The following is a 26171-nucleotide window of genomic DNA, read 5'->3' as shown; positions in this document are numbered from 1 at the left end:
CCTCTCTTTGTTTTAAAACCGTTTTCTTTTCTACTTGTTTAGTAGTATAATAAGTTTCCAGTTAGATAACTAGGTCAAATTACACGCTATAGTTACCATTTTCAACGGAGGTAAAATGAAAAAAGATCTGTACAGTCATATCAAAAAATTGCCCTATTTAGATACAAGCATCTCTTTTTTTTCAGCTCATAAGCAACATGTTCCAACTGGCTGGGAAACTTACCAGTCTTCCCATACTGCTTTTGAGATTCTATTGATCTTAGACGGTGCACAAGAATCAGTGATTAACCAAAAAAAATATTTGTTGGAGCAAGGGGATATTTTATTGATTGCTCCCGGTGTTTTACATACTAATCGCTGCTTTTCAGATCAAGGAATGAGCTATTTTACTGCCCATTTTGACATTGATGATCCAGCGCTACGTTATATCATGATTAAAAATGGCCGATTGATTTATCCAGTAGACAGTGTCGAGAATGCCATGCTGCGGCCGATACTAGAGGAATGGATCAAACTTTATGACAAGACGACTCCTTACACCCTTTCTGATCGTTTGTTCATCTTGGAAGTATTGACTAGACTAATGACCACTTTTGTAAAAATTTCTGAAGAGGCCGCCGAAAACCAATACGACGTTCAAAGTCTAAGTCTCGCTCGGACGATTGCCGAAACGATTCAGCACAACTTCAACGCCTTTTTTCTGAATGAGAATCGTAGCAAAGAACAACTATTAATGAAAAATATTTACCAAGATGCCAATGTCAGCATGAGCTATGGTTTAGAGGTCTTCAAGAAAATTTACGGCATTTCTCCGAAGGAATATTTGGATCGCTTAAAACTCAAAGAAGCCCGACGCCTGCTAAAAAATCCCGATATTTCGGTGGAGTCTATCTCCGAACAAATCGGCTATGCCAATATTACACATTTCAGCCGTCAGTTTAAAAAATGGACCGGTCTGTCTCCTCGAGCTTATCGAAAAAAGACACAAGAACAGGATTAATTTTATCGTATCAAAGCATAAAAAAACTTCCTCATCGCACAATGGTACCTTTTGCGCGACGGGGAAGTCATGTTTCTTCTATTATACTATACAAATCTATAAATCTAACGAAGCTACCCAATTTTGAATTGTTTCTTGTGAGTCAGGAAGCTCTTCTGCTTCAATATCAAAGCCATCAAGTTCCGATTGACCTACAGCTTCGCCGATATCGGAATAACTGCTGCCGCTGCCATAGCCATTGTGGGTACAAAAAGGAATAACTTGTTTATCACTTAAATCATTTTCCTCAATAAAAGACATGATGGCTTGAGGAGCGCCAGTAGCCCAGACCGGATAGCCGATAAAGACCGTATCATAGGTAGAGATATCTAAGTCGCTGGGTTGTAACTGTGGTCGTTCATTATTCCCTTGTTCTTCTTGATTGCGATCGGATGTTTCATCGAAGTCATCAGGATACGGTTCTGCCACTAAGATCGAATGAATATCGGCATTAGTAGCATCTTGGATTGTAGCTGCTACATAGGCAGTTGCACCAGCTACTTCACCATCTAGTGCTAACGTGCTGGCTGATGTATTCGTATCTGTCACCGGAGTAGGCACATTTTCAGCCAATGAGAAATAGGCGACTAAGACATTTCCTCCCCCTTGATTGCTGGTGCTTCCTTGGCTTTCATCAGAAGCTTCTGTAGCTGAATTTCCGCTGGTGCTGGCTTCATCATCATTGCCTGTACAAGCAGTTAAGGTGAATAAAGCGATGACACTAAATAGTACGATTAAACTTTTTTTCATAAGTTTCTCCTTCATTTTTCAAAATTTGTCTATCTAAAAATCAGAAGCTAAGAATCAGCTTGAATTATTCTCCTTGCTGGATTGTCCTGGCCATAATTGGATTAGCAATATTAGGTAAAATAGTTGGCGAGTAATTTTGTGGCCGTTTCATAGTTAAATACAAAATATACTCCGGCTCATCAGATGGATAAATTAACGCCACCGAATAGATATAGTCGTTAGCTCCTCTTAAATAGCCACTGCCGTCTTCAGCAGCGATCTGGGCGGTCCCTGTTTTGGCCGAGACGTTCTCGCCTTCTAAGCGATAAAGATCATAGGCAGTCCCGTACTCTTCGTCTTCAACCACATCTCGCATGTAATCTAATACTTGCCGACTAGCTCTAGCTGAAAACATCCGCTCATTTTCTTGGGTATTCTCCTCATCGGCAACCACTCTAGGTTGAACGGGAATACCTTCATTGGCAATCGCACTAAACATCCGCAGCATCTGCAATTGATTCACACTAACAGCCTGACCATAGGTACTCATCGCTAAATCCACAATATTGTTATCAGGTAGTGACCCAACTACTTCACCAGGCAAACCCGCATCTGTCGTTTCGTCAATTCCAAAACGGCCAATCGCTTGTCGCCAACGATCAGAGCCCATTTTATTGTAAAGTTCCACCATTCCTACATTACTTGACCAAGAGAAAGCCTGCCTCATGGTTAATGGCCCTTTTTGACCTCGGTCATGATCATTAATGACCGTCCCATTTACCTCAATTCTTCCTGCCGGGATAACTTCTTCTGCATCAAAGCTGCCATTATCAATAGCCGTAGCTACCGTACCTATTTTCATTGTAGAACCTGGTTCGTACTGTTCTTCAACAAATAAATTGCGCCAAACAAAATTGTCTGCCTCGGTCCCTTCCATTGTCTCAGGATTAAAGGTAGGCCGTTGTGCCATAGCCAGAATTTCTCCCGTGTCTGCTTTCATAACCACACCTGTTATATTTTCTGCTTGAGCAGCGTCATCCGCTCGGCTCAATAAGGTTTCTAGCTGCATTTGTAATGGCTCTGACAAGGTAGTCCTTAGGTCTGTGCCATGAACCAAGGGTCTGGTGGTTGCGATTGTTCCGGGAACTGGATTTCCTTGGGCATTGCGTTCGTAAGTAATTTGTCCATCTGTTCCTTGCAATATTTCATTATAAGCTTGCTCAAGACCTCCCCCACCGATAACTTTTCCATCTTGGGTCGTTGTATACCCCAACAAGTGAGCGGCCATACTGCCGTTGACATAGGTGCGATTATTAGTAGGATTAAAATGAATTCCTTGAATATTTTCGGCAGCTAATGCCTCTTCAATGGCATTTCGTTGTTCTTGGCTAAGGGATTTACCAGCATTTCCCAACTCTACTTGAAACAGAACATCACCATCATCGGTAATTCCTTCTTCCAACATCGCTAAAATTTCTTCGGAGGTACTGTCAATGTGATTGCTGAGAATCGTCGCTGCTCGGGAAAAATTATCTTGTGAAAGATACCGCGGCTCGCCTCCATCAGTATAGCTGGGAGATAATACTGCGATCATGTCAAACTGTTGTCCGTTAATCACTAGTGGACGACCGTTTCGATCAAATATTTCGCCGCGGTTAGCGATTAAGGTTTCTGATCCGTTATAAAGGGTTTCTATTCGTTCAGCTAAAGAGACACCTGCAACGCGTCCCGCAAGAATGACATAAGAAATGCGAACTGCGCAAGCTAAAAAAACGATAATTGTGCAACCAATCATCAGCAAGCCGACGCGTCGCCGATTTTCGTTAGAACTACTATTTTTTTCTCTTAAGAATTTTTTGATTTTTTTCATGCTACTCACCACACGTTTGTGAAAGATTTAGTAACTTAATTATAATGACATCCTGTGTTGATTTTGTGAGAGCTTTGCGATAATGCTGCCAGATTAAGAGGAAATCTCATAGCTTTAGAGACGGAAGCTGTTGAAATTGCTAACCAGCTGCTTAATTGTGTATCACTTAGTATTTGTTGAATGCAAAATATAGCTGCCTCAATTTTTTTGAGACAGCAACACTTAATAGTTAGGTATTACTCGTTAGGAAAGAAAATAGGCAGAGCATTGTAGAGGTACTCATTAACTGCTTCGAAATCGTGACGACCATTTCGTTTCCAATTGTAGACGAAATTTTCTTCATTGAAGGTCTCAGGCAGCTCCAGCATTGCCTGCATTTGGCCATCTACTTGGTCGAACACCGCATCTTGGGTACCAGTTGCCGCATAAATATAAAAACCATCCAAACCATAAGGTGATTCTTCTGCTACCTTTTGCAAGTATTCCGCAGTTGCCATTGGCTGATTACGACCTCCATATTGCTGAATGACCCAACTGTCACCGCTCATCGGCAAATAATACCGGAAAGCATCCAAGTTATGGATAAAGGTATACCAAGTAGTTACGGCACCTAAAGAAAAACCACCAAAAGCTCGATGATCTCGTGAAGCCTGCTGGCCAGCAGCATCTGTGCTTTTGGCATACGTATGGAACTGACCCTCAACAGCTGGAATCAACTCGTTGGCTAACTCCTGATGAAACACCGTCAATTCTTCCACTGATCGAGAAAAATCAGCACCTTCATTGAATTCATCAAATGTAGCGGCTACCACAATTGTCGGCACCATCTCACCATTTGCTATCAAATGATCCAAAATATTTTTAGTTGCACCATTTTCCGCTGAAAAAAAGCTGTCAGCGTTGCCAGTCCAACCGTGCATAAAATAGAAGATATTGTATTGAGTATTGTCGTTTTCATCATAACCGTAAGGAAGATATACGTTGGCAGGTTTGTTAATCATTTTGTCGCCACCATCGGCATAATTATAAGTGTCATAATTGATCCGGACAACTTCTCCTTGATTTTCTGCCGGAGCTAAGTAATTATTGGGAACAGCTTCCGTATAGCCGATCTGTTCCATATTATTTCCTCCTGTAGTCTGTTCACTGTTGGTTGCAGGCAACTCTTCAGAAGAGTTTGATTCGTTCTCGCTACAAGCACTGAGCAAAAAACTTAAGCACAGCAGTCCAACTGTCAATTGGGTTAATTTTTTCATGATTACGCTCCTAATTGTTGAGACAAAAGGGTCGGGATGGAAACTAAGGGACACACTGCTATTGGTTCGCCCACTCCATGATTCGATTTTGATCAGACAAAACCGCTTCATCTTGGATACTTAGACCATTATCGACGGTACTATCAGGCAAATAATCTTTGATTAGATCCACGGAATCGCCGTTACCATAACCAGCATTCGTAGAAAACGGATAGATCGATTTTCCATTTATAGCATCGGCATGATCCTCTAAAAAGCGATACATGGGATTGGCTAAAGTCATGGACCAAATTGGATGACCTAGATAGACCCGATCATATTGTGACAAGTCTGGCAACTCCGTACTTAATGCAGGATAATTTTGACTATCTCGCTCCTGATCGGCTCGTTTAACCGTTTCCTCGTAATCAATCGGATAAGGATCTTCTACTGTCAGCTCCAACATATCTGCACCGTTGGCATTATGGATCATGCGAGCAACATTTTCAGTGTTTCCGCCACGAGAAAAGTAAATGATGATTGCATCTGTACTTTCGGTTAAAATACGGGTAGGAGCCTCCTGATTATTGGTGTCATTGCCATCAGATTCTGCTCCCCGTCCATAATCATTGGATGACGACAAAGTTAACTCTCCTGAACTAGTGTGAGCCGTTGTATTAGAACCTTCTTTCGACCGGCTACCAGATTCTTGTCCTTGGCAACCAGCCAAAACGAAAGCCCCAACAACTAAAGTAGTCATAATTGTTGGTCGACTTCTCATAAAAATTTGTCCTCCCGTTTAATAGAACGTTGGTTTGGCGTAGTCTTCTGTGCCAGGTTCATAAACACCTAAGCTTTGCTCGATATATTTGGGATCAGTTGAAGTTAAAATGTCTACAACTAAACGTGCGACTGCTTGACGAGTAACTTCAGCTCCGACAAATGGTTCACCTTTGACGGTATACGCATAATTTTCATTTCCGGCTTCATTGTACAACCAAGTAAGACGCAATAATGTGTAATTTAGACCTGATTCTTCCACTGCTTGGGCGGAATCCTTTTGGGCTTGGTAGCGAGAGCTTCCTCCTAACATGCGGTTGTTCCATTCACCAAAAGCACCCGCAACTTCATCGTAAATACCTAAAATAGAGGCCCCTACAAATTTCTTAACATCCGCTTTTTGCATAGCAGCGACAATGGTTTTCACACCTTTCGTATTTCCCATGTCGTTTAAGTAGACCGCATCAACATCTGCCAAGGCCTTTTCTAGCGCCGTTGTATCTTCAAAGTCGCCGTCTACCACTGTTTCTCTAGCAGTATTTACATTCTTAATTCGTTGACTGCCATTTCTAGCAAATAAAACCAAGTCATCATTCGTTTCTTCCAGTAGATTTTCTCGTACCATTTCGGCAACTTGACCGGCGGCACCTAATAATAAAATTTTCATGATTGAGTTCCTTCTTTCTTTTATTTATCCTAACCTTACACCTTGAAGCTAACTCCAAAGCAAGGAATAAAACCTCCCTCAATGCAATTTCTTTACACACATGTCCGCTAAGTGCTATTCTGGCAAGGATTACTAAGGAGTGAAAAAGTTGAGTAAAGAACGTTTGGCAACATTTACCGATGCAGTATTAGCGATCATTATGACGATTTTAGTTTTAGACTTGGAGGTCCCCAAGCCTTTATCTTTAGCCGGCTTTTGGGCAATGCGAGAGAATTATTTTGCCTATACTATTTCTTTTTTCTGGCTAGGTGCCATGTGGGTCAACCTGCATAATGAATGGGATCTGGTGGAAACAATCTCACGAAAAACCGTTTGGGCAACCTTGATTATGCTCTTTTTTTCTTCTATTTTCCCTTACTCTACCAGTATTGTCGCTACTGATTTTTCCAGCAGTATTGCGCAAGGGTTTTATGGGATTATCGTGCTAATGGTTACCTTTTCCAACATGGTAACTTATCGTACCTTAATTAAGCCTAATTCTCACAATCCAACTTTTATAGCACGAATGAGCCAGCGGGGGCATTGGGCCAGTTATGATATTGCCATTAAGATCCTTGGCTTACTCTTGGCAGTAACAGTTTTTCCACCTGCTATGATTTTTGCGGTTGTCCTGACACTGCTGGTGTTTGTTATTCCTAATCAGTTGAAAGAACCAACATGAATTAGTATTATCGACAAGCGGGCTTTCATCGTGTAAAAAAGACACGTTACCTTATTGTTTTGAAGGCAGCGTGTCTTTTTTATCCTATTGAAATAATCCTAAATAGCTCTTGCTTACATCTGCTCTTTCCAAAAAGCAATCGCCTCATTTAACCAGCCTTCCGCTTCCGTTCCTACTCCCAGTCCAAAACCGTGTCCGACATTTTCAAAGGTAAGTATTTCAGCCGGAACGTTCGCTGCGGTCAAATTTTGAATTCTCCTGCGCATCGTGGCAGCACTGGCAATGGGATCATCCTCACTAACTACGGCGAATGTCGGCGCATCATTTTCAGAATACGCTTGATGTCCAGTATACGCAGTGATTACTGCGGCGGGATTTCCAACCCCATTTCCGCCATAGCTGGCTGCTCCGTCTGATCCAATACGGGCTACCATTCGTGCCCCTGCCGAGCTGCCCCATAACGAATAACCGGTCGTAGCTACTTCCAGTTCTTCGGCATTAGTGGTGATAAAGGCCAGCGCTCGCCCTAAATCTTCGGTAGCTACCCGTTCATTTCCGACTTCATACTTCAACACAAAAGCATTGTAGCCCTGTTTGCTAATCTCATCGGCGTAGGGAAAACCCTCATGTAAGGAACCCACGTAAGAAAAACCCCCGCAAGGCGCAATCATTGCAAATGGTTGCCCTGGTTCACCTTTGTAAAAAAATAAACCGGTATTTTCTTTTTCAGGATTGTCAGCCTTTTCCTCTTCACTGTAAATATCATAAAAGATTGTGTTCCCCGCCTGTTGGTCGCTAATTAAACGATTAACCGCAGCAACGGATACTTCAGGATCAACATGATTATGATAAGGCATTAGCTCGTCGATCCTTTCAAGACTCAGTTCTTCATCTACCGAACGGTTATCCCACGGCAAGAGTAACTCGCCAAAACCGTCGAAGGCCGGATGATGAATCATTTGACCAATCGTATCGTCAGTCGTCAGCAAATCATCTGCTGCAGCAGGGGTAGACTCTTCATTATTTGGCGTCTTCGGTATTGCTGTTAAAGAGTTGGATGCTTTGTTTCCATATCCGTAGAAAAAGTGAACCCCCACCCCTATGAGAACAAGTATTACAGCTAGAGTACCGATTGTCCACTTTTTAATCTAAATCGCTCCTTCCTTCAGAGGGACTCAGCTAGAAATAAGCTGATTACTTAAAAATTAGCTATTTCTAAAAACATGATCCGATTCAGTTATTTACAAAACCAGTCCTATTGAACCTGTCTGGTCGGTCGAATAATGACTTCGTTCCAAGCCGCATCCTCGGGCAAATCAATTGCCTGTTGAATTGTTGCAGCAACGCGGTCAACTGAGATACCAAAATTGTCATAGAACTTCTCGTAGTTTTCCTTCAAGCTAGGATCCGTTACTGAATTCAACAATTCGGTGTTGATTGCGCCTGGTGAAAGAATCGTTACTCGAATATTTGATCCATCTTGGGCAACCTCTTCCCGCAAGGATTCGCTGATGGCGCGAACTGCCCATTTAGTAGCGGAATAAACGGCTCCGCCAGCATGGGCATAGTGTCCAGCCACCGACGAAATATTAATAATGTGACCTGCCTTTTGTTCGGTCATATAAGGCAAAGCTGCTCCAATCCCATAAAGGGTTCCTTTAATGTTGATATCAATCATATTATCCCAATCTTCAATTCTCTTGTTCTTAAGCGGTGAGTGAGGCATAATACCGGCACTGTTGATCAGTACATCCACTCTACCAAATGATTTAACAGCTAAGCTGATTAAATTTTCCACTTCCTGATTTTTAGTTACATCGGTTGCCAGATGAACTGCTTCGCCACCTTCGATTTCAATCTCATCAACAATTTTTTGCAGCTTGTCCTTACGACGAGCACCTAGCACCATCTTGTGACCGCTTTGTGCCAAAAGCTTAGCGCTTGCCTCCCCGATTCCACTTGATGCGCCTGTAATGACGATTACTTTACTTTTACTCATAACTATTTCCTCCTATTCAATATTTGTCATCTTATTCTTTAGTTTTGAATTCACATTTTTATTTAGCATCCTCTTGTTTACTTAGGTGTAACCTCAGCTAACCATTCTTCTACCTCAGCTTGCGAATCAGCGACCCGTCCTCGGGAAATTGAAAGGGCGTTAGATTCTACTGTTGCTCCCGGTTGCAATTCTTCAATGGTACTCACCGTGTCGGACAACCCACTGCCACCATGAGTATTGAAAGGAATAATGGTCTTGCCGGATAAATCTGTTTCCTCCAAGAAACTATACATCGCCATTGGTAAATCTCCCCACCAATTAGGATAACCTAAATAAATCACATCATATTGATCTAAATTATTGATAGTTGACGCCAGAGCCGGTCGATAGGATTCCGCTTGATCTTCGTCTGCCTCAGAAATAACATCCTCTACATTGTCAGGAAACTCCTCTTCGGTTTGAATACGGAAAATATCAGCTTCTTGTTCTTCTGAAATCCATTGAGCTACCTGTTCAGTTAAACCAAATCCCTTACCGTCCTCTTGAATTAGCAGGCTAGCACCAGAATTTGCATCAGTGTCGCTACCCACCGGTAAAGAGAAATAAGCAACTAAGCTACGACCATCTCCCTCCTCATTTCTCACTTCCGAAGTTTCAGTCAATGATCCATTACTGATTGATGTATTATTAGTTGCTTCGTTGTCTCCAGAACATCCAGCCAGTAGTGCAATCATTGGTAATAAAAAAAGTATTTTCTTCACATTTGTACCTCCCTTTTTTAATTCATAATCTGTTGCCTTTGCATTCCACATTTCTCTCAAACTCTTCTTGTATAGAACCATCATATACTTTGGAGTTCACTTCATAGCAAGAGTTTTTTTTATTTTTTTGCAGATAATAAGCACGAATTAGAACGCAAAAAAGGTTGTGACCTAAAACGTCACAACCTCTTCTATCACCTATTGGTTAATCTCTATAAACTAACACGTTTTGCCAGTTCTGGCGTATAACGATGACCGACAATTTGAATTTGATCAGCAGCTTGTGTTAGTTTCTGTAATTCTTCAGCAGTAAATCGAATCTCAGCTGCCCCGATATTTTCCTTCACCCGTTTGATCTTGGTTGTTCCAGGAATTGGTACTATCCAAGGTTTTTGCGCTAAAATCCAAGCTAACGCAATTTGGGCTGGAGTAGCTTTTTTCGTTTCCGCCACTTGTTTAATTAGTTCAACTAATTTGAAGTTGGCTTCCAGCGCTTCTTTTTGGAAACGCGGCAGAGCACTACGAGCATCGCCAGCACCAAAATCAGTATCCAGATCAATTTTACCAGTTAAAAAGCCTTTGCCTAGTGGACTGAAGGGGATAAACCCAATGTTCAGCTCTTCTAAAGTAGGCAATAATTCCTCTTCGGGTTCGCGGGTCCATAAAGAATATTCGCTTTCTACGGCGGTTAACGGTTCCACCACGTGAGCTTTACGAATGGTTTGAATTCCAGCTTCGGAAAGTCCCCAATGTTTGATCTTACCGGCATTAATTAATTTTTGCATCGTCAAAGCGACTTCTTCAATCGGTACATTCGGATCTACCCGATGCAGGAAATATATATCCAACGCTTCCAGCTTCAAGCGTTTCAACGAACCTTCCACTGATTTTTCTAACACTTCCGGTCGACCATCGATTACCTGTTTGCCATCAACTAGCTTAATACCGCCCTTAGTTGAAATAACCAATTCGTCTTTATAGGGAGCTAGCGCTTCAGCGATTAACTCTTCATTGGTGTAAGGACCGTAGACCTCAGCCGTATCGATGAAATGTTCCCCTAATTCGACAGCTTCTTGAAGTACCTTGATCATCTCTTGTTTATCTGGAAGTTCACCATAAGGCAGGCTCATTCCCATTGCACCTAATCCGATTTCCGATACGCGCAAGCCGCTTTTACCCAATTCTCTTTTGTTCATCACTTTTCCTCCTAACTTATCATGTTGTAGTATAAACCTTGGAGTTTGCTTCAAAGCAACAAGAAAATCGCAAAAATTCCCTCAACATTGTTCAGGTGGATAACGCTACTATTGGTTTTATGATCTTTCTGATTGTGATGGACGCATATTTTATTTTAAAAAAAGCCTTCAGTTAGATACATTTACTAATCCGAAAAAAATTTCTTCCTTTATAGTTACTAATTAACCCCCTTTTAAAACTTTTCAAAACTCACCAAATATCTTTGGCTATCTTTGCTTATGTACATCACTTACCCTGAGCTCTTGTCCATTTCCCTCCAACTGTTTCTCCAGCACAATTAACAGTTCCTTTTTAAGTAACTTATCGATTCGATTGTTCCCATTCTATCTACTTTAGTTTTTGCTTTCCCAATAAGAAAACCTGAGGTGAACTTAACCTCAGGTCTTCTTTGTCTTGTTCAACTGGTTATGTTACATCACTGATTCTTAATATGATACTAAGATCATTCTTGTAATACTCGGATACGTCTCACCACCAATAGAAAGACTGACGTAGCAGAATTTCTAGCACCTCTTGCTTTTATTTCTCCTTTATAGTCAAAAAACTACCCATCTATTTACGACGAGTAGTCCAAAAAGTATTGAGACGATTCACTTTCCTATCGTCGTGGCTAATTACTCATACTGTAAAACAATTCACTTTATTAGCCAGTTGAACAACCTATCCATTCCCAAAGCAATAACCGCACATAAAATTGCCCCAACAAAGATGATTGGTTCTCCACCTGTTATGTTAATTCCTCGTAGAATAATGTCGCCTAATCCTCCAGCACCCACAAAGGATCCGATCGTGGTAATCCCTACAGAAATAACCAAAGCATTGCGAATGCCAGCTAAAATTACTGGCAGAGCCAACGGAATTTTGATCAGATAAAGTACTTGAAAGCGGCTCATACCAACACCTCGAGCACTGTCAATATAGACAGGATCGACATTATTTAAACCAACATAAGTATTATTGACGATCGGCAGCAGCGAGTAAAGAACCACTGTCGCGATTACAGTATTTTTTCCTAGACCCATAATGATCAACAAGATCGTCAGCATCCCAATTGACGGAATAGTCTGAACAACGTTGATAAAACCGATCACCCAAGAAGCTGCCTTCTTATTGTCGGATAGAAAGACACCGATGGGAAAGCCGATTAAAAAAGTCAGAACTACCCCGACAATTGAGATATAAATATGATTGAAAAACTGAGTAATAATATAAGAAGAATTGTCACTCAAATAGTTCAGCAGATCTTGCATCATGGGCTTTCCTCCTCAAAATAATTGTTTGATTCTAGAAATTGACGAGCAATTAAAGCCGGCTCTAACAATTGACTGTCGGAGGCATCGTTCATCTGCTGCATCAATTCAGTATCGATGGTGTCTTCTAATTTAGCCAAAATCTCCTCAAGTTCAGGATTTTTATCCAACGTTTTCTCAGAAACAACTAAGCTGCAGGTGTAGGGTGGGAAGAATTTGCGGTCATCCTCCAACATCACCAGATCATAGCTGCCGACGCGGCCATCAGTGGAATAACCTAATATGACATCCAACTCATTAGCTGCTAATGCATCGTACAACAATCCAATCTGCATTGGATAAACCCGTTGAAAATTTGTACTATATTCTTTGGTGAAGGCTTGATAACCATCGCCTTCTCGTTTATACCATGTTTGGTCAGTACCTAAACTAAGTTGGCTGGCATGCTGCTGTAGATCGCTGACTTTCTTCAGCTGATATTTTTCAGCGGTTTCTTGAGTAACCATAAAAGTAAATTGATTGGAAAAACCATAGCTAGGAAACCATTCGAAGTCGTAGCGCTCTCGAAAAGCGTCCTGCACAATTTCTAGCGCCTTGTCCGGATCTTTTTCAATTGGCAAATGTAAGGTACCCACTAAATCAGTTCCAGTATAACGAGTAGGAGCAATATCCAGGTCTCCTCTTTCCATTGCTGCATGCATCAGGTTGGCTGAACCTAAATTATTAAAATAAACAATCTCATTGTCCGTATAGTGGTTCAACAGCTCCACGACAATATTGCCTAAAATTTGGGATTCCGAAGTAACCCCACCAGAAACAGTGAGGGTATCATCCTTATCAGAAAAATTGGACACAACAAAAACCACAAACAGACAAACAAAGGTTAGTAAAACGACTATTTTCTTTTTCATCTGCTCACCCTCGATCCACTGACAGCTTCACTTCGAAAAGCTTCAGTAAAGCATCAGTTACTAACGCCAATATAGTAATTGGAATGGTCCCCATCATGATCAAATCAATTCGATACAAGGTTAGTCCATTAAAAATGAAATCGCCTAAACCACCAGCTCCAATATAAGAAGCCAAGGTCGTCCAGGAAATAACATAAACCGCGGATACCTTAATTCCCGAAATGATTACGCTGGAAGCCAGTGGCAGCTCAACTTGTACTAGCCGCTGCCATTTGGACATCCCCATCCCTTTAGCTGCGTCCAGATACGTGGCATCCACCGACTGAATACCTACATACGTATTCCGCAGAATTGGCAAAAGTGAATATAGAAACAGAGCGACAATCGCCGGCAGTTTGCCGATTCCTAAAAAGGGTACCATAATCGACAATAATGCCAATGAAGGAATGGTTTGAAAGAAGCCGACTACATTAATGATCGTTTCTGATCCTTTTTTTAACCTAGTTAACACTGCCCCTAATGGTACCGCCACAATAATGCCTAAAAACAACGCACTAAATGAAATATAAAAATGTTCCCATAACTTTAACAAAATCTCAGCACCGTATTGATTCCAAAAATTTTCCATTCTTCTCACCTACTTCAACTGGTCGTAAATCAAAGACACCAAGGAAGATCGGGTCAAGATTCCCACCAAGTGATTTTCGTCATCCACAACCGGCAAATATTTTAATTCCATATTAAACAACGGGTCCACTACGTCCGCCAGCTTCTCATTTTGGTTTACGCTGGAGGTTTCTGTGCGCATAATCTCGTAAATATTGGTGGCTTTATTGATTTTGCGATCAATATCTTTAATATCAATGAACCCTTTTAAATGCCGCTGGTCATCCACTACCAGCAAGGTATCAACTTTCTTCTGAGTCATTTGACTGATGGCCTCAATGATCGACTTGCTTAATGAAATTGCCTCCGCTTGCGTATGCATCAAATCAGAAACTATCAGTTCGTTCTCGAAATAGGTCTGTTTCTGGCGTTTGCCTAGTAATTCTTCTACGAAAGCATTAGCAGGATGTTTTACAATGGCTTCCGGGGTGTCATACTGCACAACTTTCCCGTGATCCATAATGATGATTTTATCTGCTAATTTAAGAGCTTCATCCATATCATGAGTGACAAAAACTACTGTTTTGTTCATTTCCTGCTGCAGGCGTTTGATCATCTCCTGCAGGGCATCTCGAGTAATCGGGTCTAGGGCACCAAAGGGTTCATCCATCAAGATAATGTCCTGATCCGCCGCCAACGCGCGAATTACACCGATTCGCTGCTGCTGTCCGCCGGAAAGATTTTTCGGCTTGCGATCTAGGAACTCTAAAGGCAATTCGACTTTTTCAATTAACCGTTCGGCAATGCCCTTACGTTGACTATCCGACCATTTTAATAATTTGGGAACGATCATAATATTGTCACGAATGCTCAAATGTGGGAAAAGTCCGATATTTTGAATCACATAACCAATTTTGCGGCGCAATTCATCTTCATTTAAACTAGCGGTGTCTTCTCCGTTAATTTGGATCGAGCCGCTCGTCGGTTCCACCATACGATTAATCATCCGTAACAAGGTTGTCTTGCCACTGCCGCTGGTTCCGATCACACAAATAAACTGATTGTCCTCAATCGTTAAATCTAATTTTTCTACGGCTGCTGCGACATCGCCGTATCTTTTTTCTACCGTTTTAAATTCAATCATCAATCTACCTTCCCCATGTCTATGTAAACGTGAAAAAGGCTAAAGCCCTTTTTGGGCATTTAGTCCTTTTACACGTGGTGTCATTTACTATTGTTCTGGATGCAAAATCGCAAAGGTTTTTTCCAATACTTTGTCGGTATGCATCGTCAATCCTTGGTAAACTTCTTCGTTTAACCGTTTATAAATCGCTACATTTTCTGGAATCGGTGTAAAGATATCCTTCACCTTGACCATTTTTTCGACCGCTTCTTCATAAGTGGAATAAATACCTAAGCCCACTGCCACATTAATTGCCGCACCGACACTGGCACTGCCGTTTACCACATTGCGTTTCACTGGCAAATTGAAGACATCGGCAAAAATCTGCATCAGCAAATCACTATTGGATCCGCCGCCTGTCACGATGACTTCATCGATGGTTTTGCCTAGCTCTTCCGTCATGTTGGTGACATTGTTTTTCATAGTATAGGCAATACCTTCTAAAATCGAACGGTACATATACCGGTAATCATGATGGGCATTGAAACCAATCATCACACCACGTTTGTAGGGTTCCCAAGGGTTTGCCAGCCAATCCAAGACTGTCATCAGGCCATCACTGCCGGCTGGGACATGCTGCGCCTGGTCATTTAAGTACTCTTCCTCTGAGATGCCTTGATAATTCGAGCGAATCGTAATTTTTTCGCCTAAAAGATCTTTAAACCAAGAAACGGTCCACATGCCGCGGCGGATACCGTAGCCTTCATAAGCATATTTTCCAGGAATTGAGGACATGATGCCCCAATAACTTGTTGCATCTTCTGGCATAGCCGTACCAGTTACCATACTGCTGATGTAAGTTCCCAATGAAACGAATGCGGTAGTATCACGAATCAGTCCGGCCCCTAAGCCTTCTACCGCTTTATCACTAGTTGTGGCAATTAACGGCAGACCTTCAGGAAAGCCGGTTTTTTCACTGGCTTCTTTAGTAATATAGCCTAAAACATCTCCAGGTTTAACTGGATCCAGCAGCATTTCTCTAGGCAAATTGTAGCTTTTCAGCACGTCTTCATCGGTGGACCAGTCCCACGTTTCATAGTCCACTGGCCATTGGCCGAAGTGATTACCGATATTGTCCTTGAATTCGCCGGTCAAACGATGCGTCAAATACCCATTAGTGGAAGTCACATATTGGACTTCAGGATTGTCGTGTTCGAAAGGAGTGGCTGTCCGTTTGTCCATCCAGCTGATAATAGGCTGAGCCAATGAGCCGTCTTTTTTCATTAATACGCGACAGCAACGAATAGAGCCCAAACCGATCCCGACAATGTTTTCTTTTCTAACACCAAACTGATCCATCGCTTTTTTAGCGGCCACACATAGGGAATCCCATAAGTCATCTCCTGGATGTTCGACTACCACACCTTCAGCCAAATGCATCGGACGTAAATTCTCTTTGCCTTCCCCAACGATGTTGCCTTCTAAATCAAAGATGACAATTTTGGTACTTTGACTGCCGCCATCAATGCCGACGATATATTTCTTTTCCATGAAGTTCTCCTTCACTGATTAAATTTTTCGTTTATCGGCTGAAAAAAGCTTTCCTCTGCCAGCCTTTATTTATCTATTAACGTACTAAGAATCCACCATCAACGGCTAAAATATGACCGTTTACAAAGTGAGATGCTTGCGAAGCCAGGAAAACAGTAGCTCCCATCAAATCAGCTACATCGCCCCAACGTCCTTCTGGTGTATGATCCACAATCCATTTGTTGCGTTCTGGATCTTCAATTGATGCTTTTGCTACCGGTGTTTGGAAGTATCCTGGTGCAATGCCGTTTACTTGGATATTGTATTGTGCCAATTCATCACAGTAAGCTTTAGTTAACCCAGCTAAACCATGCTTAGAAGCTGCATAAGCTGGTGCCCATTGTCCGCCTAAGAAAGAGAATAAAGAACAGATGTTGATGATTTTTCCGCTCTTTTGCGGGATCATTACTTTAGCTGCTTCATGACTCATATCAAAAGCAGCCGTTAAGTTGATATTAATCGTTGGGTCCCATTTGTCGCGGCCATAGCTTAGTACATCGTCACAAGGACAAATGCCGGCACAGTTGACTAAGATATCTACTGAACCTAATTCGGCCACACATTTTTCGATGATTTCTTGAGGAACACCATCCTTTGTAATGTCAGCGTGCATGTAAACCGTTTTTGCTCCCCGCTCCTGCAGCGTTTGATTGAATGCTTCATCATCTGGCATAATAGACGGCATGAAGATGTTGGCGCCAGCTTCAGCTAAAGCTAATGAAAAGGCTTGGCCTAGTCCAGTATTTCCCCCAGTAACAATTGCATTTTTCCCTTTGATTGCAAACATATCCATCTTAAAGTCTTTGATTTCCATTCTTTTACCTTCTCTTCTTTGTATTTTGAAGTGAACTTTGTCACCCCAATTTTCCATTTTTTTGTCCTGCTTTTAACAATTTAGCCACTGTTTTAACTTAGCGACAAATTCAACCGCATCGCCTACTACGATAATGTTGGCTAAATAATTTAATGGTGCTCCTTGGTCGATGTTAACTGAAATTAAATCTTTTACATTCTTGAGTCCTTCAATATGCTGCATGGAGCCGTAAATACCTAACGCTAAATAGAGGCTAGGGCTTACGGTCTTGCCGGATTGGCCGACTTGAATTTCTCGCGGTGCTCTGCTTTGTTCCACAACTGGTTTTGAAGCTGACACCGTCCCCTTCAATTTGTGGGCTAAGTCTGTCAACTGATCCAGGTCTTCGTTGAACCCAGCACCTGCTGAAACTAATACCTCAGCTTCGCGAATGTCTTGCTGCTTCTCGTTTTCTGTAACGGTTAATACTTCGATTGTTGACGGTTTCATTTCGGTAATTTGGAAATCAACAATTTCTGGTTGCTTCGTCACCTTTTCGGCCTGAAAAACATTAGGATGAACACTAGCCATGATTGGCTTTGTGTCGCAAACAATGCTTGCCAGCATATTACCGGAAAATGCCGGTCGAATCAGCTTGCGGCCTTTCTGGTCTACTTCAATGGCGGTAATGTCCGCCACTAATCCAGCCTTCAGGCGCATCGCCAGTCTCGGCGCCACCATCCGCCCAAAATCAGTAGCCAGTATAAAGATACTGTCAAAGTCGTATTTTTGATGAACTTGTTGGACAATATCGGTAATGACTCGACTATCCTTTGCTTGAATCGCCGGCTCCTCCACACAAATGAGTGTGTCGAAGCCTTTGATCTGTTGATTTTCTAAATTAATGCCCAATCCATACAGTTGAAGATTTTCTTCTCCAGCTAGGCGCTGGGCTGCATCGCTCAAATCGATGGAGTAATCGGTGAAATCATTGTCGACTAAAATGAGTGCTTTAAACATTACAAGTACCCCTTTTCTTTCAAATAAGCCACGACCGTTTCAATTCCTTGATCATCCACCTGAACGACTTGATTCATCACTCGGGTTTGTTTGGCTACCACATTTCTTAACACCTTAGTGGGCGAGCCTTTGCGGCCAATCACATCGGCTGAAAGCTTTAGGGTTTCGTTTGTTACTAGAGAGAATTGAGCATCGACGTTTTTGTCGATATTTTCATATCTAACGAAACCTAAGCGCAAGTTCATTTGATGGATCAAACTTAATACGCAAGGATTTTGGATTTTTAAGCGGAAAATCCGATTATCCTGGAGCGTTTCCACAACAGTATAATTTTTAGCAGCCTCTTCAATTTTTCCTACATTTGAAAATTGATTCAAGTCCAATAATTCAGCTACCTGCGGGCCAATATGTCCCGTCCCACCATCTAAGGTATGAGTGCCAGTTAAAATCAAGTCATATTCCTGTGAGCGTAAATAGCTGGTCAGAATCAAACTGGTTGCCAGCGAATCACTGCCGGCAAACTGACGGTCACTAATCAAGACCACTTGATCAGCCCCTAAACGAATCAAATCCTTCAGCTCTTTTTCCAGCTTCATGGGACCCATCGTGACAATTCTTACTGAAACGGCTGCATCCTGTTTTTTTTGCTGCAAAGCCCAAGCGACGGCCTGCTTATCATCAGGATTCAAGATCAACCGAGATTTTTCTCGGTTAATCCGATCGGTTTCATAATTGTATTCAAACTGATCGGTGTCGGGAACATATTTAATGAGACAAATGATTTTCATAACGATCATCCTAATCTTTAAAGAAATTCACTGGAGGGCGAGCAGTCGCCCTCGCAGGAAAGATAAACTATTTTTGATATTTGTAGCCTTCTTGTACTGGATAGATGTTGCCGTAGTTCATGATGCCTTTTGGATCGAAGGCTTCTTTTAAAGTTTCCAGCATATAGTAAGCTGATTGATGCTCTTGTTTGGTCCACTCGTTGCGGTATTTACCAATACCATGATGGTGACACATGGAGCCACCTAGCTTCAAAGTTTCTTCCACAATGATGGCTTGAATTGGATGGTGATAGATGCGCATTTCATCTTCAGGCTCACAATTGATTTCGTAGTTGTAAACGAAGTACATGTTGGTTCCGTTAATGTAGCTGTGAGATGAATGGCCGCCAAGCATGGTCAAATCGTTGGCCCGCGGATATTCATTACGAATCCGGTCGATTACGTTGTTGTAGATTTTCGTGATAGTTTCCCAATCTGCTGAAACTTCAGTGGTGTAGCCATCGTGCTTGTCATTGTCGATCATACCTTGCACTTCGTCGTCAATCGTTTGCTGGGTCCAGTTTAATTGGTTGAACCAGTTGGCGATTAATTGACTATCGACTTCTTTATAGACACCGTCTTTGAATTTTTCAACGGCTTCTTCAATCCCTTTGCCGGTTGCTTCCACGATGCCTTCCGGACCTTCTGCCATAAAGATCAAGACACATTTGTCTTCATAGAAATGGTAGAAATGCTGGCGAGCATCTTCTGGTGAATAAGTCCGAGCAACTGATGGACGGTAACCGTTAGTGATTACTTCACGTAATACTTTCACGCCGGTTTCCACATCATTTACTAAGTAACCGAAGAATTTATTGTTATCTGGATAGTATTTGAAAATTTTCACTGTTACTTCAGTGATATAGCATAAGGTTCCTTCATTACCAATGACGATGTGACGGATGTCTGGTCCGCCGGCACGACGAGAAACATTTTTGATGCGAGAAATATGTCCATTTGGAAAGACACATTCTAGGCCTACAACCATGTCTTCAATTCCACCGTAAAGCGTCGAGAACTGGCCAATTGAACGCGTAGATACTAGTCCACCGTATTGCGCAACTGGTTTTGATTGAGGTGAATGACCGGTGGTATAGCCGATTTTTCGCAACTCATCTTCTAAGTCCTGCAATCTTACGCCTGCTTCAACAGTTGCCTGCATGTTGTAAGGATCGATTTTGATGATTTTGTTCATCTTAGAGCCGTCAATCACTAAAGCCAAGTCTTTCCAGTTTTCCAAGCCGCCTTCTGTCGCAGTCTTGCCGCTTCTCGGAATCACGTTAATACCGTTCTCATTTGCATACATTAATAGATCTTTAACTTCTTCTGTGTTTTTAGGGTAAACTACTGCAGTTGGCACGGGATTGTCTAACACCCGTTTAGCCTTTGCATATTTACGATAACGGTCAGATGAAGCATCATACAATACCTCATAATCTGTAACGACTTGATCTTCGGAAACAATTTTCTTCACATCGGCAACAATAGCCTCTTTTACTAATGTATCGGAATTCATTCAACTAGCTCCATTCATGATTTATTCGTCAAGCGCTTTTCCTATTTCCAAGTATAAAGAGCTGAATCCGCTTTTACATTAAAATTTGCTTATATTTTCATTAGAATGCAGCTTTATATGAGGTCTGAAGGAAAATTTTCCATCATTAATTGCGTGTACAGTTAGTTTTATGCTATGCTAAGTTCATCATTTAGATTAGGCGGTGAAGAAAATGCGGTTGCAATTAGAGCGGTTAAATGAGCTGGAGGTCCAAATTCATCAAACGTTAAGCGAATTAAGTCAGAATCAGCCCAACATGACAATAACCGAAGCAGCTGAAGCGACTGGAGTCTCCCCTTCGAAGATTTCCAAGTTTGTTAAAAAGATCGGTTTTTCCGGTTATAAGGAATACTTTCGGTTTTTGACGGGAAAAGAACTGGTGAAGCGTAAGAAGCTGAGCAGCGAGTTTGCTCGGATTCAGGAGTTTATGGAAAATTTCGATAACGCATCGGTGAGCTATGTGGCTGATTTGATCAAAAAATACGACAAGGTAATCTTGTTTGGCTATGGTCCAACTAGTATTTGCATGGAATATTTTGACTACAAGTTAACCTACACAGTAGATAAAAATGTCATCCGAGCAACACAAGACTCCATGATCCCAGGATTATTAACAGAAAACACATTACTATTGATTTTTTCGGTAGCCGGAAAGTTTGCGCAATTTGATTCCCTTTTCGAAGAGGCTAAAAAGCGGCAAGCTAAAGCTGTTCTGATTATGGAAGAATTGAACACCCATTTGAATTTGGAACAAGGCAATATCATTTACTTAACCAAATCACACCAAGATGAACATCTTGACTCCCACGAGAAAACCCGGACCGTTCTCATTATGTTTATCGAAGAAGTGATTCGCGAATTAAGTAAATAAACGGAGGTTGATCCTTGCTGAGGATCAACCCTTTTTTGTTTTCCTAACTTTTTTGTCTTATTTTAAGTAATCTTAAAAACGGAAATTTTATGCTATAATTTCCAATAACTACGGTTTTTTTATCGATATCGCCGCTTTAAGATTAAAATTTTCTGAATGTTCTATTACAATAAAAGCATTGACACTTCAACGGAAAGCCTTTACACTAAACCTGTTACTAGAGAGATAGAGCCCTAATATGATTGTTTCGGTGTTAAGCGGCACTGAACGCAACGTAAAAAAAATTACTGGGGGTAACTTTATCTATGAATAAAGCATTTATCAAAAAGTATGGCACACTATTGCTTTTAGCTGCCGGCGCCGGAATTATTTTTCAATTACCTTATATTCGAGAGACCTTTTATGTTCCGATTCAAAAAGCAATGAATCTGACAAACGCCCAAATGGGGATGCTTTCCTCAGGGTACGCAACGATGGCTAGTTTCTCCTATTTCATTGGTGGGATTGTTGCCGATAAGTTCTCTGCTAGAAAGCTTCTGACCGTTTCTTTCCTAGCAACAGGTGTGCTGGGGATTTGGTTTTCCACCTTCCCATCCTTTAACACTGCTCGTTTGATTTTCGTCTTGATGGGTGTTTCCACCATCATTACTTTCTGGTCTGCCATGATCAAAGCCACTCGTATGCTGGGGGATTCTTCTGAGCAAGGTCGTTTGTTCGGACTGCAAGAAGGTTTGCGGGGAATATTAAATGCCTTGCTGGTATTTGGAATGTCCGCGGTTTATGGGCGCTTCGCTGATGAAATTCTTGGTACGGCATGGGCAATTCGAACTTGTGCGATTGTTGTTATTATTCTTGGAATACTTCACTGGTTTATTATTGAAGATACCGAAGAAGCAGAAGATGCTGAATCCTTGAAGGAAGTAATTATTGGAACATTTCAGCAGTTAGCCCTTCCTCGAGTATGGCTGTTAGTTGCCATTGTATTTTTCGGCTACAGCCTATATGGCATTTTCGGCTACATCAACACATTAGCCATCAATGTCTACGGACTATCAGTTGCAGGCGGAGCAAACCTTGGTGGTGCTCGTTATATTATTCAAGCCTTTGGTGGGATTATCGGTGGACTGATTGCCGATAAAATTGGTTCACGCTTGAAGGTAATCATTGGCGGTGCCGTATTAACAGCTGCTTCTTACGGCTTGTTCTTAGTTTTGCCAGAAAATACTGCTTTGCTTTCAATTGTTCTAGCAAACTTTGTTGCTGGTATGTTCTTCATCTATATCATCCGCAGCCAATACTTTGCGATTATTGATGATGCCGGGATTCCAGTTTCAAGAACTGGCCGAGTTTCAGGAATAGTTTCTTGTTTAGGCTATATGCCAGATATTTTCATGTACACTATGATCGGCGGCTGGTTAGACAATAACACTGGTAAAACTGGTTTTAACATGATGTTTATCTACGCAATTGTAATGGCCGCAGGATGTGTTGTCACTTCTCTGATTCTAGCAAAAGTAATTAAAAAAGATACAGTGTCTGATGAAACATCTTCTAAAATAGCTCCTTAGATCTTTAGTGAAAATTTAAAGACTGTGATCATAAGTGTCCAAAACAGTACTTCCTTAGCGAGACTAAAAGCGTTCATCACGCTACTCTTTTTCGAATAAGCTATATAATATCCTTTAATAACTTTAGATATAATAGTATCTCAGAGTCTTTTCAAATTTTCGTAATAAACAGTTGAAAGAAGAGCATCCTAGCATCAATGCTAAGACGCTCTTCTATTACAGACTAAAGGGCTTCACTTGTTTTACAACATCTAAAATAGTGCCATCTCTTGCTTCAATCACCGCAATCACTTTGTCTTCCCATTCAAGTTTATCCGGTATCCCCACAAGTTCGTAAGCTTTTTCCTTTAGCTCTTCGATTGTTACATGCGGGATTTTTGCTTCATCAAGATTTTTGATCAAATCGTTTCTTGACGGATTGACAGCAATACCATAATCAGTTACTAGAACATCCACACAGTCACCGGGGGTTGCGACTGTTACGACTTCTTCACACACCGTTGCCATTCGACCACGAGTTAAAGGGGTAACAATGATACAACATTTACTACCAGCTGCCGTGTCGGGATGTCCGCCAGGAGCGCCGCGTAAAACCCCATCAGAACCTGTAATGACATTTACATTAAACTTCGTATCAACTTCCAACGCCGAAAGAACAACAAAGTCCAAATTATTTACATAGGCACCCTTGTTTGCTGGATTTGCATATTCGCTCAAATCGATTTCGTGATGATTCGGATGCGTAAAAATATGGTTAGCCGCTCCTTGATCAAAATCTTGTGTGTCTAAAATATGGTCAACCAATCCTTTGTCTTGAAGCTCGCAAATCGCACTACTTGTTCCACCTAGCGCAAAGCTCATACGAATCTTTCGATCGACCATGTATTTCTCCAAGAAACGATTCACTGCTAATGATGGACCGCCAACTCCAGTTTGGAACGAAAACCCATCCTTGAAGAAAGGTGTAGCTGCAATAACTTTGGCTACATTTTCAGCCATCATCAACTCTCTGGGATTGTCAGTCATTCTGGCTTCTTTTGTCGAAATTTTTGCCGCATCGCCTATGTTATCAACCACACATACGCAATCTACATCTATCGCCGAAATAGAGGATGGCAGGTTAGGAAAATCAACGATCGTATCGGTAATAACCACCGTATGATCGGCAAAATGGGCGTCATGTATAGCAAAACCCATTGACCCACAGTTATTCTTTCCATTAACCCCTTTAGCATTGCCAAAAATATCTGAAGTTGCGGCTGCAAGAAAGGCAATATCAATGTGGACCTCACCTGCTTCTACAGCTCGTGGCCTCCCACCATGGCTACGAATGATTGCTGGGCTTGCTAATTTTCCGGCAGAGATCACTTCTCCAACCTTCCCACGGACACCAGAGGTTTGAACCCCAATTATTTTTCCTTCTTCAATGTAAGTGGCGATGACTTCTTGGGCATTCCCTAAGGAGGTGGCTGCCACGGTAATATCTTTTAGTCCCATTTCTTCAACTAATACTTTGGCAACCATACTTGCAACATAATCCCCATCACGAAATTCGGTATGAAAGGAAAACGTCATACCATCGTGTGCTCCACATTGCTCACAAGCTTCACGAATACTCTGGCAAAGTTTTGTTTCCTGCGGCTTTACATAGCGCTTGCTTTTGGGCGAATCCTTTTTGACATATTTTCCGTCCATGTAATATTTCCCTTGATAAACCTCTTTGCCATTTTTCAGCAGTTCAGCTGGAATTTCTCGATTGACAGCATTTTTCATTATTTATTCCCCCTCTTATAGATCCCCGTGATATACGCCGGTTGCTTTAGCTAAATTCAGTACGCGTCGTGCGTCTTCAAAGAATGGAATATCCACCATTTTTCCGTCAACGGTATAAACACCTACGCCTGAATCGGCTTGTTCATTAAAAGATCGGATTAATTTTTCAGCATAAGCAATTTCTTTAGCCGTCGGAGCAAATGTGTCATGGACAAATTGAATCTGCTTAGGATTCACGATACTTTTTCCATCAAATCCCATCCTTCTATTTTGAATAACTTCGGCTTTGAAGGTCTCCATATCATCAATATTAGGAAACATCGTATCGAAACATTGAACACCTGCCGCTCGAGCGGCTAATAACATTTGACCGCGAGCCGTCAGCATCTCAATGCCGTCTTTTTCAATTTGAACATGCATGCTTTTGCGGAAATCACCGCCAGAAATCGCACAGCCAAACATTCTTTGCGAAGCGGTAACGATTTCATAGGCATTCATGATTCCCAGCGGGCTTTCCAGAGCTGCCATCAACAACGTGCGCCCCACTTCCACACCAAATTCTTTTTCGGCTTTTTCCACATGCTCTTCAACGAGTTTTACATCGGCAGCACGTTCACATTTAGCTATCCGAATGCCATCTGTCCCGCCAGCTACCACACAGCGAATATCTTCTTGCCAATGAGGAGTATCCAGACCATTGATTCTTACGAGTACTTCTGTCTTGCCATAGTCGATATTTTTTAGTGCTTGAAATAACGAAAAACGGGCAGCATCTTTCTGGTTTTCTGCCACGGCATCTTCCAAATCTAAAATAATGCTGTCGCTTCCATAAATATAGGCATCTTTGATTAATCCAGGTTTCTGAGCATTCATAAACATCATGGTTCTGCGCAAACGAAATTTTTGCGGTGTTGGTCTTTGTACCATTTACAATACCTCCCAAGAAACGTTTTTATGCGACGCATCTAAACTACGAAATACCGCACATTCTACTCTAGCTTTCAGGGTGCATTCTAAAGCGCCTTTATCAATGACAATTACCGCTGCATCTTCAACCTCGAGCTTCGTTAACGTATCCAAGACTACTTTTTTTATTTGCCGGCCGTATTGATTCATTACACTACTTTGGATCGTTAGTTCTATCCCGTTCGTTGAAGGTTCAATTGTAACTTGCACATCGCTAGACTCTAAGGTTCCGGCAATCGCATTTTTTTCAATTCTCATCT

The 26171-nt window shown here is 41.7% G+C and carries 25 protein-coding genes; 4 read left to right on the top strand and 21 right to left on the bottom strand.

What is annotated here, in order from left to right; genetic code table 11:
• The first annotated feature begins 115 nt into the window (after positions 1-115).
• Positions 116-1000, top strand: a complete 885-nt coding sequence (locus IGI42_RS22220; RefSeq protein WP_438718248.1) for an AraC family transcriptional regulator — start codon at positions 116-118, stop codon at positions 998-1000.
• 96 nt (positions 1001-1096) lie between these two features.
• Here IGI42_RS22220 and IGI42_RS22215 read toward each other — a convergent pair whose 3' ends face one another.
• From IGI42_RS22215 to IGI42_RS22195, 5 genes are all read right to left on the bottom strand, one after another.
• The gene (locus IGI42_RS22215; RefSeq protein ID WP_438718247.1) at positions 1097-1789 is read right to left on the bottom strand and encodes a flavodoxin; all 693 of its coding nucleotides are present in this window, start codon (positions 1787-1789) and stop codon (positions 1097-1099) included.
• Between the two features lie 64 nt (positions 1790-1853).
• Entirely contained in the window at positions 1854-3638 is a 1785-nt protein-coding gene (locus tag IGI42_RS22210; RefSeq protein ID WP_438718246.1) for a penicillin-binding transpeptidase domain-containing protein, read from the bottom strand.
• A gap of 236 nt (positions 3639-3874) precedes the next feature.
• Positions 3875-4894 (bottom strand): alpha/beta hydrolase, encoded by a 1020-nt coding sequence (locus IGI42_RS22205; protein ID WP_438718245.1) that lies wholly within the window; start codon positions 4892-4894, stop codon positions 3875-3877.
• A gap of 58 nt (positions 4895-4952) precedes the next feature.
• On the bottom strand, positions 4953-5654 hold the full coding sequence (locus IGI42_RS22200) for a flavodoxin family protein (protein WP_438718244.1): 702 nt from the start codon (positions 5652-5654) through the stop codon (positions 4953-4955).
• Between the two features lie 18 nt (positions 5655-5672).
• Positions 5673-6320, bottom strand: a complete 648-nt coding sequence (locus IGI42_RS22195) for an NAD(P)H-binding protein (RefSeq protein ID WP_438718243.1) — start codon at positions 6318-6320, stop codon at positions 5673-5675.
• Positions 6321-6468: 148 nt separating this feature from the next.
• Here IGI42_RS22195 and IGI42_RS22190 point away from each other — a divergent pair, with 148 nt between their 5' ends.
• The gene (locus tag IGI42_RS22190) at positions 6469-7041 is read left to right on the top strand and encodes a TMEM175 family protein (protein WP_438718242.1); all 573 of its coding nucleotides are present in this window, start codon (positions 6469-6471) and stop codon (positions 7039-7041) included.
• Positions 7042-7154: 113 nt separating this feature from the next.
• Here IGI42_RS22190 and IGI42_RS22185 read toward each other — a convergent pair whose 3' ends face one another.
• From IGI42_RS22185 to IGI42_RS22125, 13 genes are all read right to left on the bottom strand, one after another.
• Complete coding sequence (locus IGI42_RS22185) at positions 7155-8138, bottom strand: alpha/beta hydrolase (RefSeq protein WP_438718241.1); 984 nt, start codon at positions 8136-8138, stop codon at positions 7155-7157.
• Positions 8139-8296: 158 nt separating this feature from the next.
• The gene (locus IGI42_RS22180) at positions 8297-9040 is read right to left on the bottom strand and encodes an SDR family oxidoreductase (protein ID WP_438718239.1); all 744 of its coding nucleotides are present in this window, start codon (positions 9038-9040) and stop codon (positions 8297-8299) included.
• Positions 9041-9117: 77 nt separating this feature from the next.
• Positions 9118-9801, bottom strand: a complete 684-nt coding sequence (locus tag IGI42_RS22175; RefSeq protein WP_438718237.1) for a flavodoxin — start codon at positions 9799-9801, stop codon at positions 9118-9120.
• 212 nt (positions 9802-10013) lie between these two features.
• Positions 10014-10997, bottom strand: coding sequence for an aldo/keto reductase (locus IGI42_RS22170; protein ID WP_438718236.1), 984 nt, complete (start codon positions 10995-10997; stop codon positions 10014-10016).
• A 696-nt stretch (positions 10998-11693) separates the two neighbouring features.
• Complete coding sequence (locus IGI42_RS22165) at positions 11694-12311, bottom strand: ABC transporter permease (RefSeq protein WP_438718235.1); 618 nt, start codon at positions 12309-12311, stop codon at positions 11694-11696.
• Positions 12308-13219, bottom strand: coding sequence for an osmoprotectant ABC transporter substrate-binding protein (locus IGI42_RS22160; protein WP_438718234.1), 912 nt, complete (start codon positions 13217-13219; stop codon positions 12308-12310). The genes IGI42_RS22165 and IGI42_RS22160 overlap by 4 nt, the downstream gene beginning before the upstream one ends.
• Positions 13220-13223: 4 nt before the next feature.
• Entirely contained in the window at positions 13224-13847 is a 624-nt protein-coding gene (locus tag IGI42_RS22155; protein WP_438718233.1) for an ABC transporter permease, read from the bottom strand.
• Between the two features lie 9 nt (positions 13848-13856).
• The gene (locus tag IGI42_RS22150) at positions 13857-14969 is read right to left on the bottom strand and encodes an ABC transporter ATP-binding protein (protein ID WP_438718232.1); all 1113 of its coding nucleotides are present in this window, start codon (positions 14967-14969) and stop codon (positions 13857-13859) included.
• Positions 14970-15056: 87 nt separating this feature from the next.
• Positions 15057-16499 carry an FGGY-family carbohydrate kinase gene (locus IGI42_RS22145; protein ID WP_438718231.1) on the bottom strand — a complete coding sequence of 481 codons (1443 nt, stop codon included), beginning with the start codon at positions 16497-16499 and terminating at the stop codon, positions 15057-15059.
• A 76-nt stretch (positions 16500-16575) separates the two neighbouring features.
• Positions 16576-17352, bottom strand: a complete 777-nt coding sequence (locus tag IGI42_RS22140) for an SDR family oxidoreductase (protein WP_207675609.1) — start codon at positions 17350-17352, stop codon at positions 16576-16578.
• Positions 17353-17424: 72 nt separating this feature from the next.
• On the bottom strand, positions 17425-18351 hold the full coding sequence (locus IGI42_RS22135; RefSeq protein ID WP_438718230.1) for an electron transfer flavoprotein subunit alpha/FixB family protein: 927 nt from the start codon (positions 18349-18351) through the stop codon (positions 17425-17427).
• The gene (locus IGI42_RS22130; protein WP_438718229.1) at positions 18351-19139 is read right to left on the bottom strand and encodes an electron transfer flavoprotein subunit beta/FixA family protein; all 789 of its coding nucleotides are present in this window, start codon (positions 19137-19139) and stop codon (positions 18351-18353) included. Before IGI42_RS22130 ends, IGI42_RS22135 begins: the two co-directional genes overlap by 1 nt.
• Positions 19140-19206: 67 nt before the next feature.
• The gene (locus IGI42_RS22125) at positions 19207-20694 is read right to left on the bottom strand and encodes an FAD-binding oxidoreductase (protein WP_438718228.1); all 1488 of its coding nucleotides are present in this window, start codon (positions 20692-20694) and stop codon (positions 19207-19209) included.
• Between the two features lie 211 nt (positions 20695-20905).
• Here IGI42_RS22125 and IGI42_RS22120 point away from each other — a divergent pair, with 211 nt between their 5' ends.
• Both IGI42_RS22120 and IGI42_RS22115 read left to right on the top strand, forming a co-directional pair.
• Positions 20906-21604 carry a MurR/RpiR family transcriptional regulator gene (locus IGI42_RS22120; RefSeq protein WP_438718227.1) on the top strand — a complete coding sequence of 233 codons (699 nt, stop codon included), beginning with the start codon at positions 20906-20908 and terminating at the stop codon, positions 21602-21604.
• A 305-nt stretch (positions 21605-21909) separates the two neighbouring features.
• Positions 21910-23172 carry an MFS transporter gene (locus IGI42_RS22115; RefSeq protein ID WP_438718226.1) on the top strand — a complete coding sequence of 421 codons (1263 nt, stop codon included), beginning with the start codon at positions 21910-21912 and terminating at the stop codon, positions 23170-23172.
• A gap of 216 nt (positions 23173-23388) precedes the next feature.
• On the opposite strand, the gene citF is transcribed toward IGI42_RS22115, so the two are convergent.
• From citF to citD, 3 genes are read right to left on the bottom strand one after another with little or no spacing between them, the layout of a single operon-like run.
• Complete coding sequence (citF, locus tag IGI42_RS22110) at positions 23389-24945, bottom strand: citrate lyase subunit alpha (RefSeq protein WP_438718225.1); 1557 nt, start codon at positions 24943-24945, stop codon at positions 23389-23391.
• A gap of 15 nt (positions 24946-24960) precedes the next feature.
• Complete coding sequence (locus tag IGI42_RS22105) at positions 24961-25872, bottom strand: aldolase/citrate lyase family protein (protein ID WP_438718224.1); 912 nt, start codon at positions 25870-25872, stop codon at positions 24961-24963.
• Positions 25873-26169: a citrate lyase acyl carrier protein gene (gene citD / locus IGI42_RS22100; RefSeq protein WP_438718223.1), complete on the bottom strand. Its 297-nt coding sequence runs from the start codon at positions 26167-26169 to the stop codon at positions 25873-25875.
• Between the last annotated feature and the right edge of the window lie 2 nt (positions 26170-26171).

Source organism: Enterococcus sp. AZ109, assembly GCF_051714625.1.
Lineage (GTDB): Bacteria > Bacillota > Bacilli > Lactobacillales > Enterococcaceae > Enterococcus_A.
This window is presented reverse-complemented; position numbering and strand designations above follow the sequence as displayed.

Excerpts from the sequence above, each read along its gene's own strand:
- IGI42_RS22220 (WP_438718248.1), top strand. The coding sequence starts at position 116 with ATGAAAAAAGATCTGTACAGTCATATCAAAAAATTGCCCTATTTAGAT.
- IGI42_RS22215 (WP_438718247.1), bottom strand. The coding sequence starts at position 1,789 with ATGAAAAAAAGTTTAATCGTACTATTTAGTGTCATCGCTTTATTCACC.
- IGI42_RS22210 (WP_438718246.1), bottom strand. The coding sequence starts at position 3,638 with ATGAAAAAAATCAAAAAATTCTTAAGAGAAAAAAATAGTAGTTCTAAC.
- IGI42_RS22205 (WP_438718245.1), bottom strand. The coding sequence starts at position 4,894 with ATGAAAAAATTAACCCAATTGACAGTTGGACTGCTGTGCTTAAGTTTT.
- IGI42_RS22200 (WP_438718244.1), bottom strand. The coding sequence starts at position 5,654 with ATGAGAAGTCGACCAACAATTATGACTACTTTAGTTGTTGGGGCTTTC.
- IGI42_RS22195 (WP_438718243.1), bottom strand. The coding sequence starts at position 6,320 with ATGAAAATTTTATTATTAGGTGCCGCCGGTCAAGTTGCCGAAATGGTA.
- IGI42_RS22180 (WP_438718239.1), bottom strand. The coding sequence starts at position 9,040 with ATGAGTAAAAGTAAAGTAATCGTCATTACAGGCGCATCAAGTGGAATC.
- IGI42_RS22170 (WP_438718236.1), bottom strand. The coding sequence starts at position 10,997 with ATGAACAAAAGAGAATTGGGTAAAAGCGGCTTGCGCGTATCGGAAATC.
- IGI42_RS22165 (WP_438718235.1), bottom strand. The coding sequence starts at position 12,311 with ATGATGCAAGATCTGCTGAACTATTTGAGTGACAATTCTTCTTATATT.
- IGI42_RS22160 (WP_438718234.1), bottom strand. The coding sequence starts at position 13,219 with ATGAAAAAGAAAATAGTCGTTTTACTAACCTTTGTTTGTCTGTTTGTG.
- IGI42_RS22155 (WP_438718233.1), bottom strand. The coding sequence starts at position 13,847 with ATGGAAAATTTTTGGAATCAATACGGTGCTGAGATTTTGTTAAAGTTA.
- IGI42_RS22150 (WP_438718232.1), bottom strand. The coding sequence starts at position 14,969 with ATGATTGAATTTAAAACGGTAGAAAAAAGATACGGCGATGTCGCAGCA.
- IGI42_RS22145 (WP_438718231.1), bottom strand. The coding sequence starts at position 16,499 with ATGGAAAAGAAATATATCGTCGGCATTGATGGCGGCAGTCAAAGTACC.
- IGI42_RS22140 (WP_207675609.1), bottom strand. The coding sequence starts at position 17,352 with ATGGAAATCAAAGACTTTAAGATGGATATGTTTGCAATCAAAGGGAAA.
- IGI42_RS22135 (WP_438718230.1), bottom strand. The coding sequence starts at position 18,351 with ATGTTTAAAGCACTCATTTTAGTCGACAATGATTTCACCGATTACTCC.
- IGI42_RS22130 (WP_438718229.1), bottom strand. The coding sequence starts at position 19,139 with ATGAAAATCATTTGTCTCATTAAATATGTTCCCGACACCGATCAGTTT.
- IGI42_RS22125 (WP_438718228.1), bottom strand. The coding sequence starts at position 20,694 with ATGAATTCCGATACATTAGTAAAAGAGGCTATTGTTGCCGATGTGAAG.
- IGI42_RS22120 (WP_438718227.1), top strand. The coding sequence starts at position 20,906 with ATGCGGTTGCAATTAGAGCGGTTAAATGAGCTGGAGGTCCAAATTCAT.
- IGI42_RS22115 (WP_438718226.1), top strand. The coding sequence starts at position 21,910 with ATGAATAAAGCATTTATCAAAAAGTATGGCACACTATTGCTTTTAGCT.
- citF (WP_438718225.1), bottom strand. The coding sequence starts at position 24,945 with ATGAAAAATGCTGTCAATCGAGAAATTCCAGCTGAACTGCTGAAAAAT.
- IGI42_RS22105 (WP_438718224.1), bottom strand. The coding sequence starts at position 25,872 with ATGGTACAAAGACCAACACCGCAAAAATTTCGTTTGCGCAGAACCATG.
- citD (WP_438718223.1), bottom strand. The coding sequence starts at position 26,169 with ATGAGAATTGAAAAAAATGCGATTGCCGGAACCTTAGAGTCTAGCGAT.